The sequence below is a fragment of the Pseudomonas sp. LBUM1676 genome (assembly GCF_059695605.1).
The window spans coordinates 6,783,159-6,798,889 of record NZ_CP166777.1 but is presented as its reverse complement, the minus strand read 5'-3'; the positions used below and the strand labels follow the sequence as shown (position 1 = coordinate 6,798,889).

At 59.2% G+C, this 15,731-nt stretch carries 14 protein-coding genes; 5 read left to right on the top strand and 9 right to left on the bottom strand.

From position 1 onward, the window contains the following. Positions 1-56 precede the first annotated feature (56 nt). Both hexR and ACA041_RS31515 read left to right on the top strand, forming a co-directional pair. On the top strand, positions 57-923 hold the full coding sequence (gene hexR, locus ACA041_RS31520) for a transcriptional regulator HexR (RefSeq protein ID WP_497439293.1): 867 nt from the start codon (positions 57-59) through the stop codon (positions 921-923). 224 nt (positions 924-1,147) lie between these two features. Then, positions 1,148-1,357 (top strand): PA3496 family putative envelope integrity protein, encoded by a 210-nt coding sequence (locus ACA041_RS31515; RefSeq protein WP_497439292.1) that lies wholly within the window; start codon positions 1,148-1,150, stop codon positions 1,355-1,357. Here the strand turns inward: ACA041_RS31515 and ACA041_RS31510 are convergent. Next, positions 1,299-2,261: a LysR family transcriptional regulator gene (locus ACA041_RS31510; protein ID WP_497439291.1), complete on the bottom strand. Its 963-nt coding sequence runs from the start codon at positions 2,259-2,261 to the stop codon at positions 1,299-1,301. The genes ACA041_RS31515 and ACA041_RS31510 overlap by 59 nt on opposite strands. Before the next feature lie 190 nt (positions 2,262-2,451). Between ACA041_RS31510 and ACA041_RS31505 the strand changes: the two genes are divergently transcribed. Continuing rightward, complete coding sequence (locus ACA041_RS31505; protein ID WP_497439290.1) at positions 2,452-3,867, top strand: acetyl-CoA carboxylase biotin carboxylase subunit; 1,416 nt, start codon at positions 2,452-2,454, stop codon at positions 3,865-3,867. Between the two features lie 11 nt (positions 3,868-3,878). Continuing rightward, positions 3,879-5,687, top strand: coding sequence for a sodium-extruding oxaloacetate decarboxylase subunit alpha (oadA, locus tag ACA041_RS31500; protein WP_497439289.1), 1,809 nt, complete (start codon positions 3,879-3,881; stop codon positions 5,685-5,687). Between the two features lie 184 nt (positions 5,688-5,871). On the opposite strand, the gene ACA041_RS31495 is transcribed toward oadA, so the two are convergent. The 3 genes from ACA041_RS31495 to ACA041_RS31485 are packed head-to-tail and all read right to left on the bottom strand — an operon-like array spanning position 5,872 to position 7,640. Further along, positions 5,872-6,543 carry a GNAT family N-acetyltransferase gene (locus tag ACA041_RS31495; RefSeq protein WP_497439288.1) on the bottom strand — a complete coding sequence of 224 codons (672 nt, stop codon included), beginning with the start codon at positions 6,541-6,543 and terminating at the stop codon, positions 5,872-5,874. A gap of 17 nt (positions 6,544-6,560) precedes the next feature. After that, complete coding sequence (locus ACA041_RS31490; RefSeq protein WP_497439287.1) at positions 6,561-7,007, bottom strand: GNAT family N-acetyltransferase; 447 nt, start codon at positions 7,005-7,007, stop codon at positions 6,561-6,563. Positions 7,008-7,016: 9 nt separating this feature from the next. Next, positions 7,017-7,640 (bottom strand): FMN-binding negative transcriptional regulator, encoded by a 624-nt coding sequence (locus ACA041_RS31485; RefSeq protein WP_497439286.1) that lies wholly within the window; start codon positions 7,638-7,640, stop codon positions 7,017-7,019. 90 nt (positions 7,641-7,730) lie between these two features. Between ACA041_RS31485 and pdxR the strand changes: the two genes are divergently transcribed. Continuing rightward, the gene (gene pdxR, locus ACA041_RS31480) at positions 7,731-9,281 is read left to right on the top strand and encodes a MocR-like pyridoxine biosynthesis transcription factor PdxR (RefSeq protein ID WP_497439285.1); all 1,551 of its coding nucleotides are present in this window, start codon (positions 7,731-7,733) and stop codon (positions 9,279-9,281) included. Position 9,282: 1 nt separating this feature from the next. Here the strand turns inward: pdxR and ACA041_RS31475 are convergent, their stop codons facing one another. From ACA041_RS31475 to ACA041_RS31455, 5 genes are all read right to left on the bottom strand, one after another. Next, the gene (locus tag ACA041_RS31475) at positions 9,283-10,311 is read right to left on the bottom strand and encodes a histone deacetylase family protein (protein WP_497439284.1); all 1,029 of its coding nucleotides are present in this window, start codon (positions 10,309-10,311) and stop codon (positions 9,283-9,285) included. 261 nt (positions 10,312-10,572) lie between these two features. Further along, on the bottom strand, positions 10,573-11,568 hold the full coding sequence (locus tag ACA041_RS31470) for an AraC family transcriptional regulator (protein ID WP_497439283.1): 996 nt from the start codon (positions 11,566-11,568) through the stop codon (positions 10,573-10,575). Between the two features lie 70 nt (positions 11,569-11,638). Continuing rightward, a complete protein-coding gene (locus ACA041_RS31465) occupies positions 11,639-12,439 on the bottom strand; it encodes a hypothetical protein (protein ID WP_497439282.1) in 801 nt (266 codons plus the stop codon). 309 nt (positions 12,440-12,748) lie between these two features. Beyond that, positions 12,749-13,753, bottom strand: a complete 1,005-nt coding sequence (locus ACA041_RS31460; protein WP_497439281.1) for an asparaginase — start codon at positions 13,751-13,753, stop codon at positions 12,749-12,751. A gap of 137 nt (positions 13,754-13,890) precedes the next feature. Continuing rightward, positions 13,891-15,342: an alanine/glycine:cation symporter family protein gene (locus tag ACA041_RS31455; RefSeq protein ID WP_497439280.1), complete on the bottom strand. Its 1,452-nt coding sequence runs from the start codon at positions 15,340-15,342 to the stop codon at positions 13,891-13,893. Between the last annotated feature and the right edge of the window lie 389 nt (positions 15,343-15,731).

Sequence of the window (15,731 nt, the reverse complement as noted above, 5' to 3'; positions counted from 1 at the left end):
ATAACTACAAGCTTGCTACATACCCGGCATCTGCCAATAACAAAGAGTCGACCCCTTTGAATCTGCTGCAACACATCGCCCAGTCTCGCCACCTGTTACGCAAGTCGGAGCTCAAGGTCGCCGACCACGTGCTGCTTGACCCTGCGGCAGTGATGCACAGTTCCATGGCCGACCTGGCCCATAGCGTGGGCATCAGCGAGCCGACCATCGTTCGGTTCTGCCGCGCCATCGGCTGCTCCGGGTTCCAGGATTTGAAGCTGAAACTGGCACAGAGCCTGGCGGCGGGTGCGAGCTTCGGGCAGTTCGCGATCCACGAAGACGATTCGGTCGCCGACTACAGCCTGAAAATCTTCGACACCACCCTGCATACCTTGATGGAAGTTCGCGAGAGGCTCGATCCAATAGAATTGCAGCGGGCCGTGTCACTCATGTCCCAGGCCCAGCGTGTGGAGTTCTACGGCTTCGGTGCGTCGGGTGCGGTAGCGGCGGATGCGCAGCACAAATTCTTCCGTTTACTGCTGACTGCCGCGGCGTATTCCGACCCGCACATGCAAGCGATGTCGGCGGTCACCTTGAAGCCTACTGACGTGGCGATCTGTATTTCCCAGTCCGGGCGCTCCAAGGATCTGTTGATCACCGCGAATCTGGTGCGCGAAAGCGGCGCTTCGCTGATCACCCTGTGCCCAAGCCAGACGCCATTGGCCGAGCTGTCGACCGTCAACCTGGCGATCGATGTGCATGAAGACACCGAAATCTACACACCGCTGACCTCGCGTATTGCCCACCTGGTGGTGATCGACGTATTGGCGATGGGCGTGGCCATGGCCCGTGGGCCGAGCCTGGTCAACCACCTCAAGAGCGTCAAGCGCAGCCTTCGCAGCTTGCGGTTGTCGCCCAAGTCAGTGAAGGCGCTGGACGACTGACGACTGACGTCGTCGTAAGGTCGTTCCGACCTTAATCGCGAGCAGGCTCGCTCCCACATTTGACCGAGTTGTCCTGACGGGCGCGGTCCCCCTGTGGGAGCGAGCCTGCTCGCGATGGTGTCCTCGAATACGACAACCTTCATCTGCCTGTAACCCACCCGCCGCCAAACCGTCATCCCCCGCGCCCATCCTGTAACTCCCGTAATCGCCTTGGGAGACTCGAAATGGCCCAGTCCTACGAAGAACGAAGCGCCGTCAGAACCCGTCGTCAGCAGGAAGACCAGCGCCGCATGGAGTTTCGCCGCGCCATCGAAGATCGCTGCGAACGCCGCCAGCTGCTGGCCGAGATTGGTGATTTTCCTGATGAACTGGAACTCAACTACTGGCAGGCAGCTCCCGTAGCTTGCCGTCGAAACGCTCAACCAGGGCGCTGATCTGCATCCGTTCACTGCGGATAAACCCAAGGAAAGCGTGCGCCACCGGCGACAGCCGTTTGGCCTTGGCCTGCACCAGGCACCAGCTGCGATAAAGCGGCAGCTCCTCGACCGGCAACTCGATCAAGCCACCGGTTGCCAACTCAAGGTTCAGGGCGTGGCGCGTCAGCAGCGCCACGCCCAGACCCGCCAACACACATTCCCGTTGTGCTTCGGCCGACGAGACCTCCTGGGTCTGGTTGAAGTGCACACGCTTCTCCTTGAAATACTCTTCACACGCCAGTCGCGTCCCGGAGCCGTGTTCGCGCAGCAGCAGCGTGTAAGGCTCCAGATCCTGCAAGCGCAGCGGGCCCATGTGGCACAGCGGGTGATCAGGCGGGGCCACCGCGACGATAGGGTTGTTGAGGAATGGCAGGAATTCCAGTCCCATATCCTGCGGCACCATGGACATGATCACCAGGTCGTCACGATTATCGGAAAGACGCCGGATCACCTGGCCACGGTTGACCACCGTGAGTTGCAGGTTGACCTCCGGATGCTGGCGTTTGAACGCGGCGAACAGATGCGGCACGAAGTACTTGGCGCTGGATTCCACCGCCAGTTTCAGCTGACCCTGCAGCGAACCCTGCATGTCCGAGAGCTGCATATCGAGGTTTTCCAGGCGCCCGAAGATGTCCCGGCTTGCGCGCTGAAGCGCTTCAGCGGCTTCGGTCATGTAGAGTTTTTTCCCGACATAATCGAACAATGGCTGTCCGATCAGCTCCTCGAGTTGACGAATCTGCAGGCTGACGGCAGGTTGTGTGAGTGACATTTCATCGGCTGCGCGGCTGTAAGACCTTAGATCACAAACCTCATTGAAGATCTGCAATTGACGCAATGTCATACGCATCAAGGACTTACGCATAATTCAAGGTCTCGCGCTGCTGGTTAATGAATCAACTATAAGTCTTTACTTATGCCTGACCCAATAATTAATCATTTTTGTTAATCCCTTGCGAGGGCTAGTGTGGGGCTGCGACTAAATTGAAACATTTGGTCACGCGTCGACCTGGTCTAACAGGTCGTGGGTACCACCGGCTCAAGGGAAACTCCAAGTGATAACAAAGATCCTGATCGCCAACCGTGGTGAGATTGCCGTACGAATCGTGCGTGCCTGCGCCGAGATGGGCATTCGCTCGGTCGCGGTCTATTCCGACGCCGACCGTCATGCCTTGCATGTGAAGCGTGCGGACGAAGCCCACAGCATCGGTGCCGATCCGCTCGCCGGATACCTTAACCCGCGCAAGCTGGTGAACCTGGCCGTGGAAACCGGTTGCGATGCCTTGCACCCTGGCTACGGTTTCCTCTCGGAAAATGCCGAACTGGCGGAAATCTGCGCCGAGCGCGGAATCAAATTCATCGGCCCATCGGCGGAAGTGATTCGCCGCATGGGCGACAAGACCGAAGCTCGCCGCAGCATGATCAAGGCTGGCGTGCCGGTCACTCCGGGCACTGAAGGCAACGTTGCGGGCATCGAAGAGGCCCTGACCGAAGGCGATCGCATCGGTTACCCGGTGATGCTCAAGGCCACATCCGGTGGCGGCGGCCGTGGTATCCGTCGCTGCAACAGCCGCGAAGAGCTCGAACAGGCGTTCCCCCGCGTGATCTCCGAAGCCACCAAGGCGTTCGGTTCGGCGGAAGTGTTTCTGGAAAAATGCATCGTCAATCCGAAACACATCGAAGCGCAGATCCTCGGCGACAGCTTTGGCAATGTGGTGCACCTGTTCGAGCGTGACTGCTCGATCCAGCGCCGCAACCAGAAGCTCATCGAAATCGCCCCGAGCCCGCAGTTGACGCCGGAACAGCGCGCCTACATCGGCGACCTGTCGGTGCGCGCGGCCAAGGCCGTGGGCTACGAGAACGCCGGTACCGTGGAGTTCCTGCTCGCCGAGGGCGAGGTGTACTTCATGGAAATGAACACCCGGGTGCAGGTGGAACACACCATCACCGAGGAAATCACCGGCATCGACATCGTCCGCGAGCAGATTCGCATCGCGTCCGGGCTGCCGCTTTCGGTGAAACAGGAAGACATCCAGCACCGCGGGTTCGCGCTGCAATTCCGGATCAACGCCGAAGACCCGAAAAACAACTTCCTGCCGAGCTTCGGCAAGATCACCCGTTACTACGCGCCCGGCGGTCCCGGCGTGCGCACCGACACGGCTATCTACACCGGCTACACCATTCCGCCGTACTACGATTCCATGTGCCTGAAACTGGTGGTCTGGGCGCTGACCTGGGAAGAGGCGATGGACCGCGGCTTGCGCGCCCTGGACGACATGCGTCTGCAAGGGGTCAAGACCACTGCCGCCTACTACCAGGAAATCCTGCGCAACCCGGAATTCCGTAGCGGCCAGTTCAACACCAGCTTCGTTGAAAGCCATCCTGAACTGACCAACTACTCGATCAAGCGCAAACCCGAAGAGCTGGCCCTGGCCATCGCCGCCGCCATCGCCGCCCACGCAGGCCTGTGAGGAATATTCCAATGACTAAAAAAATCCACGTTACCGACACAATCCTGCGCGACGCCCACCAATCGCTGCTCGCCACCCGCATGCGCACCGAAGACATGCTGCCGATCTGCGACAAGCTCGACAAAGTCGGCTACTGGTCGCTGGAATGCTGGGGCGGCGCGACCTTCGACGCCTGCGTGCGTTTCCTCAAGGAAGACCCGTGGGAGCGTCTGCGCCAACTGCGTGCGGCACTGCCTAACACGCGCCTGCAAATGCTCCTGCGTGGCCAGAACCTGCTGGGCTACCGCCACTACAGCGACGACGTGGTCCGAGCCTTTGTCGCCAAGGCCGCGGTCAACGGCATCGACGTGTTCCGCATCTTCGATGCCATGAATGACGTGCGTAACCTGCGTACGGCCATCGAAGCGGTAAAAGCCGCTGGCAAGCACGCCCAGGGCACAATCGCCTACACCACCAGCCCGGTGCACACCATCGACGCGTTCGTGGCCCAGGCCCGGCAAATGGAAGCCATGGGTTGCGACTCTGTGGCGATCAAGGACATGGCCGGCCTGCTGACCCCGTACGCCACTGGCGAACTGGTCAAGGCGCTGAAAAGCGAGCAGTCGTTGCCGGTGTTCATTCACTCGCACGATACGGCTGGCCTGGCGACGATGTGCCAACTCAAGGCCATCGAAAACGGTGCCGACCACATCGACACCGCGATCTCCAGCTTTGCCTCGGGCACCAGCCACCCAGGCACCGAATCCATGGTCGCCGCCCTTAAAGGCAGCGAGTTCGACACCGGCCTGAACCTGGAACTGCTGCAAGAGATCGGCTTGTACTTCTACGCCGTGCGCAAGAAGTACCACCAGTTCGAAAGCGAATTCACCGCCGTCGACACCCGTGTGCAAGTCAACCAGGTTCCGGGCGGGATGATCTCCAACCTGGCCAACCAGTTGAAAGAGCAGGGCGCGTTGAACCGCATGAGCGAAGTGCTGGCGGAGATCCCGCGGGTTCGCGAAGACCTCGGCTTCCCGCCGCTGGTGACCCCGACCTCGCAAATCGTCGGCACCCAGGCGTTCTTCAACGTGCTGGCCGGCGAGCGCTACAAGACCATCACCAACGAAGTGAAACTCTATCTGCAAGGCGGTTACGGCAAGGCGCCGGGCACCGTGAATGAAAAACTGCGTCGCCAGGCCATTGGCAGCGAAGAGGTGATCGACGTACGTCCGGCCGATCTGCTCAAGCCGGAAATGAGCAAGCTGCGTGCTGACATCGGTGCCTTGGCCAAATCCGAAGAAGACGTGCTGACCTACGCCATGTTCCCGGACATCGGCCGTAAGTTCCTCGAAGAACGTGCAGCCGGCACCCTGACACCTGAAGTGCTGTTGCCGATTCCGGAAGCGGGCGGCGTGAGTTCGGCCGGTGGCGAAGGTGTACCGACCGAGTTCGTCATCGACGTCCACGGCGAAACCTACCGCGTCGACATCACCGGTGTCGGCGTCAAGGCTGAAGGCAAGCGCCACTTCTACCTGTCCATCGACGGCATGCCGGAAGAGGTGGTGTTCGAACCGCTCAACGAATTCGTCGGCGGCGGCAGCAGCAAGCGCAAGCAAGCCACCGCGCCGGGCCACGTCAGCACCACCATGCCGGGCAACATCGTCGACGTGCTGGTCAAGGAAGGCGATACCGTCAAGGCCGGGCAGGCCGTGCTGATCACCGAGGCGATGAAGATGGAAACCGAAGTCCAGGCGGCCATCGCCGGTAAGGTCGCCGCCATTCACGTAGCCAAGGGCGACCGGGTCAACCCGGGCGAAATCCTGATCGAGATCGAAGGCTGAGTTAACAGCTTCGATTCAACGCTTTAAACCTCGGGGGGGCATGTGCTCCCCTTTTTTTATTGATTCGGCACAGCCTCTGTAGGAGCGAGCTTGCTCGCGAAGGAGTGTCAGCCAAGCCGGTGTCGAACTGACACACCTTCGCGAGCAAGCTCGCTCCTAGAGGGGTCCGGTTGCTGTTTGAACTTTACTCGCGGCACTCAGCCAGCGTTTTCACCTGCCCCGAATCCGTCTGGTTCTCATCGGACAGCCACCGTTCAAACCCCGCAGCAATCGCCGGCCATTCCGAATCCAGAATCGAGTACCAGGCCGTGTCCCGGTTCTGTCCCTTGACCACCATGTGCTGGCGGAACACCCCTTCGAAACTGAACCCCAACCGCTCCGCCGCGTACTTGGAGCGAGCGTTGCCGTTGTTGCACTTCCACTCCAGGCGCCGGTAACCCAGGGCGAAGGATTCCTTGGCCAGCAGGTAAATGGCCTCGGTACTTTTCGGTGAACGCTGCATGGGGGCGCCGAATGTTACGTGGCCGATCTCGATGCGGCCCTGGGAAGGAACGATCGACATCAGGCTGAGGATACCTTGCACATCGCCGCTGGCACGGTCGATCACGCTGAAGAAGTATGGGTCGCTGTTGGCCGCATGATTATTCAGCCAGTCATTGAAAGCACTGCGCTGCGGGAATGGCCCGTAAGGCAAATAGTCCCAAAGCTTCGGATCGGAACCCGGGCCTTGCAGGGCTTTCCACAAGCCGTCGCCATGGCGCGCCGGATTGAGTTTTTCCAGGCGGATGAAACGCCCTTCGATCATTTGGACCGAGGGTGCCGGGACGCCTTTCCAGTCCGCGAGTGAAGTCGACATGTTGTGCTCCTTGAACCTTAAATGGCTTTGCGAAACTGGATGAAACCTGGGCGTTCGGCGAGGCGCTCATAAAGCTGGATCGCGGTGGCGTTGGTTTCGTGGGTCAGCCAGTGGACCTTGCAGCAACCGTCTTCCCTGGCTGTGGCGTACACGTATTCGATCAGCTGCCGGCCGACGCCGGTGCCTCGGGTTTCGGGCGACACCAGCAAGTCTTGCAGGTAGCACGAGTTTTCGATGCTCCAGTTCGATCGATGGTAGATGAAATGCACCATGCCCACCGCTTTGCCATCGGCCCAGGCCAGTGCCGCGTGGGTCGGTTCGCTCGGGTCGAGCAGGCGCTGCCAGGTGCTTTGGCTAACGGCTTCAGGCAGTTCGGTGTTGTAGAAGCGCAGGTAGGCTTGCCACAACGGCAACCACGCGGCGTGATCGTCAGCGGTGACCTGGCGAATCTCGATCTGACTCATGTTCATTCCTTAACGCATCAAGTGGGCGAGGGCCTGGTCTTGCTTATCGGGGCTGGCGGCGAGCCCCTCGCGCACGCCGGCGATGTCTGCGGTGCCGCGGTTCTGGCTGAGCTTGCGCTTGCCTTGCAGGCGCTGGATCGGCAAGGCAAAGCCGACGATGGCCTTGAGCATCCCGTCGATGTAATCCGCGGGGGCGTCCGCGACCTTCCACGGGTTGCTGCGGCCTGCTTCATGACGATCCGTCAGAGCGCTGACCAGATTGCGCAGGCGATCGGCGTCAGTGAACACTTCGGCCGTGCCGTAGGCGTGAACGGCGACGTAGTTCCAGGTTGGCACGACTTTGCCGTGCTCGGCTTTGCTCGGATAGAACGCCGGGCTGACATACGCGTCGGCACCGGCAAAAATCACCAACGCTTCGGCTCCATCCTGCAACGTCTTCCATTGCGGATTGGCTCGCGCAAAGTGGCCATAGAGAGTGCCGTTATCGCCTTGATCGGGGCTGAACAACAGCGGCAAATGACTGGCTTGCAGGCCTTGATCCCCGTGGGTAACCAACACGGCAAGACGGGTGCCGAGTATCTGCTGGTGCAGGTCATACAAATCGTCGATGGCAAAGCTGCTTGGCGTGTACATGGAGATTTCCCTTGGCGAATGGCTTCATCCTAGGCAGGCTATTGGTCTGTTGTAAGAGCCATTAATGACCAATTTCATAGGTCCATTGCCATGACCACCGAAATCTTGTCCTTGTCGTTCAATCCAGCGGGTATCGAACTTGATCGCCGTCAGGGCTTGAGTCGCCAGTTGTATCAGGCGCTGCGGGTACGAGTGCTGGACGGCAGGCTGGTCAGTGGCACGCGATTACCGGCCAGTCGCGACCTGGCGGCGGCATTGGCGATATCACGCAACAGCGTGGTCCGGGCCTATGATCAGCTCTATGCCGAGGGCTTTATCGAAGGGCGTGTTGGCGACGGGACTTATGTCGCACAACTGCCTCAAGCCACGTTGCCAGTCAAAAAACTATCCACAAAAGTATCCACAGGGTTGTCCACAGGGTTACCCACAGCCTTATCCACAAATTGGCTGGATTTACCTGTCCCTTCATCCAGTGGAGTTATCTACAGTGGTGGGTTGGCGCGAGTGGAAAGGAACCATTTGGCGAAGCCGCCGAGTGGTCCGCCGCGAGCTTTTCGCGTCGGTGTTCCGGCCTTCGATCTATTTCCCTTTGAGGTTTGGGCCAAGCTGAATGCGGCTTTCTGGCGTAAACCGGATTTGCAGCAACTATGCTATGGCGATCCCGCAGGCGATGCGCGCTTGCGCGGGCTGATTGCCGCGTATTTGCGCAGTTCGCGAGGCATGCAGTGCACGGCTGAGCAAATAGTGATCACCAGTGGTGCGCAACAGGGAATCAGCCTTTGTGCACAGTTGCTGGTGGAGCCCGGCGATGGAGTGGCGATCGAGAATCCAGGGTACCGGGCGGCCGGTCATGCTTTCGCCGTGGCCGGTGCGCGTTTGCATGGGGTGGCGGTAGACAGTGAAGGTATCGATTGTCGCGAATTGGCAGGGCTTGGCGATTGTCGCCTGGCTTACGTCACGCCGTCGCACCAGTACCCGACCGGTGTGGTCATGAGCCTGGCGCGGCGCCTGGAGTTGTTGGCCTGGGCGGAGCTGACGGAGGGTTGGATCGTGGAGGACGACTACGATGGCGAATATCGATACAGCGGCGCGCCCTTGGCACCCTTGGCGGCACTTGATCGTCAGGGGCGGGTGCTCTACGTCGGTACTTTCGGAAAAGTGGCGTTTCCGGCGTTGCGCCTGGGTTACCTGGTGTTGCCACCGGCTCTGGTGGATGCGTTCGCCCAGCGTCGGGCAGTGGACGTGCGCCATTCCGAAGTAAGCACTCAGGTGGTCATGGCCGAATTCATGGCTGCCGGGCATTTTCAGCGGCATATCCGCCGCATGCGACGCGCGGCCCTGAGCCGGCGTAACACCTTGCTGGCCGGTTGGCCTGTGGATATCCCTGGAGTCGGTACGGTGCCGAGTGTGACCGCAGGGTTGCATTTGACGGTGGCGGTCGATTCGCAGGCACGGGAGCGCGAACTGCTCGAACAAGCCGCCAGCGTCGATGTCGAGATCAATGCATTGAGCAGCTACTGGTTGCCGGACTCGCCAACATCGGCGGACCAGCGCGCCGGGCTGGTCCTGGGGTTCGCGGCGGTGCCCGAGGCCGCGATCAGCGCAGCGCTCGGGCGGTTGGAGAACGTCTGGCGCGGATGACTCAGTTGCTTTCAAATCCTTCGAGTACGTTCACGGCATTGATGCCGATTTCTTCGACCGCGTAACCACCTTCCATCACGAACAGCGTCGGCTTGCCGAGCCTGGCGATGCGCGCGCCCATGGCCAGGTAATCCGAGCTGTCGAGCTTGAATTGGGAGATAGGGTCGTCCTTGAACGTGTCGACGCCCAGGGAGACGACAATGATGTCTGCGCCGTATGTTTCGATCTCTTTGCAGGCTTGTTCCAACGCGGCGCTCCAGCTGTCCCAACCGCTGCCCGCCGGCAAAGGGTAATTGAAGTTGAAGCCTTCGCCGGCACCTTCACCAAACTCGTCTTCATAACCGAGGAAGAAGGGAAATTCGGCTTCTGGATGGCCGTGGATTGACGTGAACAGCACGTCGCTGCGCCCATAGAAAATCGATTGGGTGCCGTTGCCATGGTGATAGTCGACATCGAGGATCGCGACTTTCCCGTGGCCCTGATCGAGGAACGCCTGGGCGGCGATGGCGGCGTTGTTGAGGTAGCAGTAACCGCCCATTAAATCGCTGGCCGCGTGGTGTCCCGGTGGGCGGCAGAGGGCGAACGCGCTACGGGCTCCGCGCTGGATCTCTGCCTGTGCGGTCAGTGCCACTTGCGCTGCGCTGTATGCCGCTTGCCAGGTGCCGGCCGTGATCGGAGCGCCGCCATCGAAGCTGTAATAGCCGAGCTGGCCGTGCAGGCTGGTGGGCTTGATCGGCCGCAGGGTGCGTGCCGGCCAGGTGTAGGGCAGCAGGTCACCGTCGGTGTTGAATTCGGTCCAGCGTGCCCAGGCACCTTTGAAGAAGTCGAGGTACTCGCGGCTATGGATACGCGCAATGGGTTCGAGACCGAAATCCTTGGGCGCCTCTACAGGGCCGAGGTTCTGGTTTTGCACCCGTGCCAGCACGTGGTCTGCTCGCGAAGGCATCTCGAAGCAGGGCTTGAGCTGCCCATCTATCAATTCGCAACGGCCGTGGTGCAGGTGATGATCATCCGAGTAGATCGTCAGCATTTTCTTGTTCTCCGCAGGCTGATTCGGTTGAACACAGTCTTGCGGCGCAAGGCGTTTTAGAGAACGGCAGGAAAGGCCAAAAGGGGATCGATATGGCCAAAATAGTTGACCGAAATTCGCCTGTTGCTGGCGCGAGTGTGCCCCGGCTTGGACATGGAATGTGGGAGCTGTGGGAAGGGGCTTGCCCCGCGAAAGCGGTGTTCCGGCCAATGTCGAACTTACTGGCCTCTTCGCGAGCAAGCCCGCTCCCACAGGGAATTGTCAGTGTGGCCTGAACTGGCTGGGTGCTACGCCGCTCCAGCGCACAAACGCATGGCGGAAACTCGCGGTCTCGCTAAAGCCAAGCGCCTCGGCGATTCGGTAGATCGGTAGTTGATCCTCGCAGAGCATTTGCTTGGCCTGTTCAAACCGTAGCTCATCCAGCAATTGCTGATAACTGCATCCCAGATCCTTGAGATGGCGACGCAATGTGCGCGCCGAACAATTCATCTGCTCAGCCAACCCCTCAAGCCCCGGTGCTGCGTTCAGCTGTGTACTGAGCAGGTGGCGGATCCGTCCCAGCCACGCCTGACGTCCCGTGAACTCGGTGTTCTGTTTGCGGCATCGTTCGGCCATGGCCTGATGGGTGATGACATCGGCAAGCGGCAGGGGCTGATCGAGCCAGCGTTTGTCGAAGGCAAAGGCATTGTCCCGAGCATCGAAGTGCAGTGGGCAGCTGAAATGTTCGGCGTAGATCGCTTCATAATCGGGCGCGGCATGTTCGAAGCGGGCGGCGAGCAGTGGCAATGGATAACCGAGCAAGTCGTCGCAGATGACTTTCAACGACACCAGGCAGAACTCGGCATTGAACACGGCCAGTGCAGGATTCTCGCGGTAATCGGCGGCCACGAACCAGATGCGCTCGCCGTCGTCTTCAAGACTCAGTTCGAAAAGTGTTCCCAACAGCGCCGGATAACGCATCGCCAGACGTAACGCGTCACCGAAGGTGGCACTGGTGAGCAGGGCATAGCCGAGTATGCCGTAGGACGACACGTGCATTCGTCGGCCCAGTTCCAGGCCGATGTCACGCTTGAGCGCTACCGCGTTGGCGCAGACCTGCATCTCCTGGTTGGTGGTGATGCGCGTGTCCGCCCGGCTCAGGTCCGCCGCACTGATACCGCTGCCGGCGAGCAGCGCTTCGCTGGACAGACCTTCGGCCTTGAAGGTGTTGAGCACCAGGGACACGGCGTTGAGGGTGGTGAGGTGGGAGTGGAGCATGCTCGGTTCCAACGTGAGGGTGCTGAAACCGAGCAAGTTATGTGCCGGTCTGTAGCGAACGCGGCCGTTTTTAAATAAAGCTGAAATCGTGACCACCGACCCCGTAATCCTGAAGATAAGGATCATAAGGAGCGAAATCGACAGCGGCTTTACATGTGCCTATCGCATTAACGGGCCAGCCCGCATAGGCCTCTTTTGGAATACGGAAACGGTAAGCAGAGCCTGGTGTTACCTGGGCTCTCTGTAACAAAGTATAAAGAGCAATGATTGCACCATTTATCTCTATTTGTACAGTCCAGGAGCAAGACACAATGCTGGGATGATCCAAATTTTTGATAGTCGCAAGATCCACATCAAGTCCGCTTGGGTAATCGGACACTTTGATTTGCGAGTCAATTAAACCCTCTACGACAGGAGGGCTCGAGACAATGGGGAGGGTCACTCTAACGAGAAGCTCAGGTGAGTCGACAGGCTCTTCATCGTCCAATTCGACGAAATAGGTGATTGCTGCTTCTTTTCCCGCCATGCGAGTGAGTTCTTCTCGCGGAATTTCAATACGTAGTGTTTCCGGCTTTACAATTAATACGGGTTTTGACGTGAAATCTACGGATCCATCGACGGCGTGGAGTTTAATGCCGATTTGCGCTGAGTCAGGCAAACCATCGGTTTGTACATGCACATAAACACGGAGGTGAGAGGAAGCAAGTTCTACAGGGACGATTATTCCGTGCAATTTATGGGCAACAAACGGATAGAGCCCATGATAAAGAGTGGGTGGCATAAGCTGCCGGGGGAGAACTGATGAATTCGATGAGCGTTGAAAACCTTCAAACACCGACTTGCTAGTTGACGATTTTCCGTGGAGTTTCATATAAGCTCCGAGGCCAATATCTTTTCAGATAGGGGAAGTTGGACATATGCATCTGTGACGATGCATTGATAACAGATATAAAGAAGCAGGCTGGTCTAACGTTAACCTTGGGAGGGGGCTTTGGCTACTGTCACAAATGACAGTTTCATCTACAAGATTTCACCGTTCGTCGTATCTGTCAGTAATTTATAACGTATCAGAAATCTGAATGGAATATTTCGATGCTCTAAAGAGTTTTGCAGCCCGTGACAGTTCCACGCAGTAATCCGTAGAACTTTCGTAGGCTGCGATACCCATCGGAACAGGGTTTTAAGCCAGCTCCCCACAAAGATCCAGCTCAACCAACCGCCGAACCTCGGCCATATCCAGCCCTGTTCCCAGCAGTGCATGCAATTTGCCGTACGCTGCCTCGCGAGTCATGCCGCCACCCGACAACACACCAACGCCGAGTAACCGACTACCGGCTTCGTAGACGTCCAGCACCACCCCGCCTTCATGGCATTGAGTGATCGCCACCACCACTATGCCTTTGTCTTGTGCCCGTTGCAGGCTGGTGAGGAACTCAGGGTTATCGCTCGGTCCGGTGCCGCTGCCGAAGCACTCGAGGACCAACCCTTGAATACCGCTATTGAGCAAACCATCAAGCTGTTCAGCACCAATACCTGGGAATAACGGCAGCACGCCGACCTTGGCCAGTTGCTTGCTCTGATGGTATTCCAGCTGAGCTGGAACTGATGGCGCCTTGGCCACGCCCTCGTTACGTTGCAGCCTGGCAAATGGATGACGACCAAAGCTGCGGATTTTCGCGCAACGGGTCGGTGCCAGCAGCTCACCATGGAAATACAAATGCACGCCCGGCGCGAGGCCTTGACCCAAGGCAACCAGTGCGCCGCCAAGGTTTTCCCAGGCATCGCTGTCGGTCACGCCGGCCGGCAACATGGAGCCGGTGAATACCACGCGGGCCGGCAGGCCGAGCAATTGAAAGCTCATGGCCGCGGCACTGTAGGCGAGGGTGTCGGTGCCATGCAGGATCAGTACGCTGTCGCAGCCCTGGACATCGACGGCATCGGTGACTGCTTCACGCAGTTGCTGCCAGTAGGCGGGGCTCATGTTGGCGCTGTCGATCAGCGGCGACATCTCGCGAAAGCGCCACTGCGGCACCGCCAGTTGAGGCTGGCTATGCAGGTACTCGCGCATCCGCGCTTCAAAACCGGATGCCGGCGCCAGGCCGTTGGCACTGGCTTGCATGCCGATGGTACCGCCGGTGTAGAGCACCATGACGTGCTGGGCGGCAGGATAAGTCGAGGAATTCATGGAGTTGCTCCGAGAACGACTGTGGGAGCGAGACCGGCTTGCCGGCGAAAGCGGTGTGTCAGTCGACATCAATGTTGAATGTCAGTCCGCATTCGCGAGCAAGCCCGCTCCCACATGGGATTTTGCACTTTAACCGATCAGCGTTGCGCTGCGGGTACGCCTTGCGGCTCGGCTTCAGCCTGGGTGGCAGGCGTCGGCGGGTTGGCTGGCCAGGCTTTCAAGTCCAGGTCAAGATCCGGGAATTTGCTCGAATCGAACACTGGTGTCTTGATACCAGCAGCGCGCTGGTCATCGTAGTCACGCAGGATGCGCATGCCGACCTTGAATAGCAGGAACAGCGCGATCAGGTTCACGAACGCCAGCAGGGTCATGGTGATGTCGGCGAAGGCGAACACGGTCCCGAGGTTCTCGATGGCCCCCCAGAAGATCAACACCAGCACCAGCGCGCGGTAGCCGATCAGTGCTTTGCGGTTTTCACCGATCAGGAAGCGCAGGTTGCTTTCGCCCAGGTAGTAGTTGTAGAGGATCGAAGTGAACACGAACAGCGCCAGTGCCACGGAGATGAACATCCGGCCCCAATCACCGACTACCGCCGCCAGCGAGTTCTGGGTCAGGGCAATGCCGTCGCCTTCGAAGCCAGGGGTATAGAAACCGGACAGCAGGATCAGCAACGCGGTGCAGGTGCAGATCACGAACGTATCGAGGAACACGCTGAACGCCTGAACCACACCTTGCGCCACCGGGTGTTCGACTGAAGCCACTGCAGCCACGTTCGGCGCACTGCCCAGGCCTGCTTCGTTGGCGAACACGCCACGCTTGACGCCCATGACGATCGCGCTGCCGATCAGGCCGCCGAAGGCTTGATCCAGACCGAAAGCGCTTTTGACGATGGTCATCAGCATCGCTGGAACGTGGTCGAACTGCAGCACGATCACGTAGATGGTCACGCCGATGTAAACCAGGGTCTTCACTGGCACCAGCAGGTCCGCGACCTTGGCAATGCGTTTGATGCCACCGATGAACACCAGACCCAGCAATACCGCCAGAGCCAGACCGGTCCAGGTGGTGTCGAGGCCAAAGGCATTATTCAGCGAGTGAGTCACGGCGTGGGATTGCAGGCCGTTGAAGGCAAAGCCGAAGGTCACCAGCAACAGGAACGCCATGATCATGCCGAGCCAGCGTTTCTGCAGGCCGTGCTGGATGTAATAGGATGGGCCGCCGCGGTATGTGCCATCGGAATCGCAGCGCTTGTAGAGCTGGCCGAGGGAGCATTCGAAGAAGCTGCTGGACATGCCGACCAGTGCGGTCACCCACATCCAGAACACCGCACCCGGGCCACCCAGGGTCACGGCGATGCCGACACCGGCGATGTTGCCGGCACCGACGCGGCCGGCGAGGCTGAGCATCAGGGCCTGGAACGAGCTCAGTTGCCCGGCGCTGCTTTTGAGGCTGTCGCGGAACACCGCGAACATGTGGAAGAAGTGGCGCAGTTGTACGAAACGCGAGCGAATCGTGAAGTAGCTACCGAGCCCGACAATGAGCACGATCAATACTTTCCCTGAGAGGAAGTCGTTAATGACTTCGAGCATGGATTTTTCCTCGCTGATTTTTTGTGTAGGCAAATGCTGGAGCGTCAGAAACTTCGTGTTACACCGGTTTGCGCGCGGCACAACAGGTGAGGCGAAGGTTCGTCCCGTCCATATCGCGGGTTGTTATTAGTTCGGGTTTCGCATGGGTTTGGGCCTCGTTACAGACGACCGCTCACGCGAAGAGGGGCGGCACTATACCGATGAGCGTGCCGTCCGTCTGCACGGTTGTGGTGCAAGCGCTGAAACGAGCTTTGAAACACCCGACGTTATGGCGTCGGGCTTCCTGTAGGAGCGAGCTTGCTCGCGAGAAACTTCAGGACGCCGCTGGGCATCAGGTTTAACGCGTTACCGTTAACGATCTTTCGCGAGCAAGCTGGCTCCGGCAGAGA

What these genes read in the sequence shown, in the direction of transcription:
- ACA041_RS31495 (WP_497439288.1), bottom strand. Translation starts at nt 6,543, where the DNA reads ATGTCGACTTCACTCGCGGACTGGAAAGGCGTCCCGGCACCCTCGGTC.
- ACA041_RS31465 (WP_497439282.1), bottom strand. Translation starts at nt 12,439, where the DNA reads ATGAAACTCCACGGAAAATCGTCAACTAGCAAGTCGGTGTTTGAAGGT.
- ACA041_RS31510 (WP_497439291.1), bottom strand. Translation starts at nt 2,261, where the DNA reads ATGCGTAAGTCCTTGATGCGTATGACATTGCGTCAATTGCAGATCTTC.
- ACA041_RS31460 (WP_497439281.1), bottom strand. Translation starts at nt 13,753, where the DNA reads ATGAATTCCTCGACTTATCCTGCCGCCCAGCACGTCATGGTGCTCTAC.
- ACA041_RS31455 (WP_497439280.1), bottom strand. Translation starts at nt 15,342, where the DNA reads ATGCTCGAAGTCATTAACGACTTCCTCTCAGGGAAAGTATTGATCGTG.
- ACA041_RS31470 (WP_497439283.1), bottom strand. Translation starts at nt 11,568, where the DNA reads ATGCTCCACTCCCACCTCACCACCCTCAACGCCGTGTCCCTGGTGCTC.
- ACA041_RS31475 (WP_497439284.1), bottom strand. Translation starts at nt 10,311, where the DNA reads ATGCTGACGATCTACTCGGATGATCATCACCTGCACCACGGCCGTTGC.
- oadA (WP_497439289.1), top strand. Translation starts at nt 3,879, where the DNA reads ATGACTAAAAAAATCCACGTTACCGACACAATCCTGCGCGACGCCCAC.
- pdxR (WP_497439285.1), top strand. Translation starts at nt 7,731, where the DNA reads ATGACCACCGAAATCTTGTCCTTGTCGTTCAATCCAGCGGGTATCGAA.
- ACA041_RS31515 (WP_497439292.1), top strand. Translation starts at nt 1,148, where the DNA reads ATGGCCCAGTCCTACGAAGAACGAAGCGCCGTCAGAACCCGTCGTCAG.
- ACA041_RS31485 (WP_497439286.1), bottom strand. Translation starts at nt 7,640, where the DNA reads ATGTACACGCCAAGCAGCTTTGCCATCGACGATTTGTATGACCTGCAC.
- ACA041_RS31490 (WP_497439287.1), bottom strand. Translation starts at nt 7,007, where the DNA reads ATGAGTCAGATCGAGATTCGCCAGGTCACCGCTGACGATCACGCCGCG.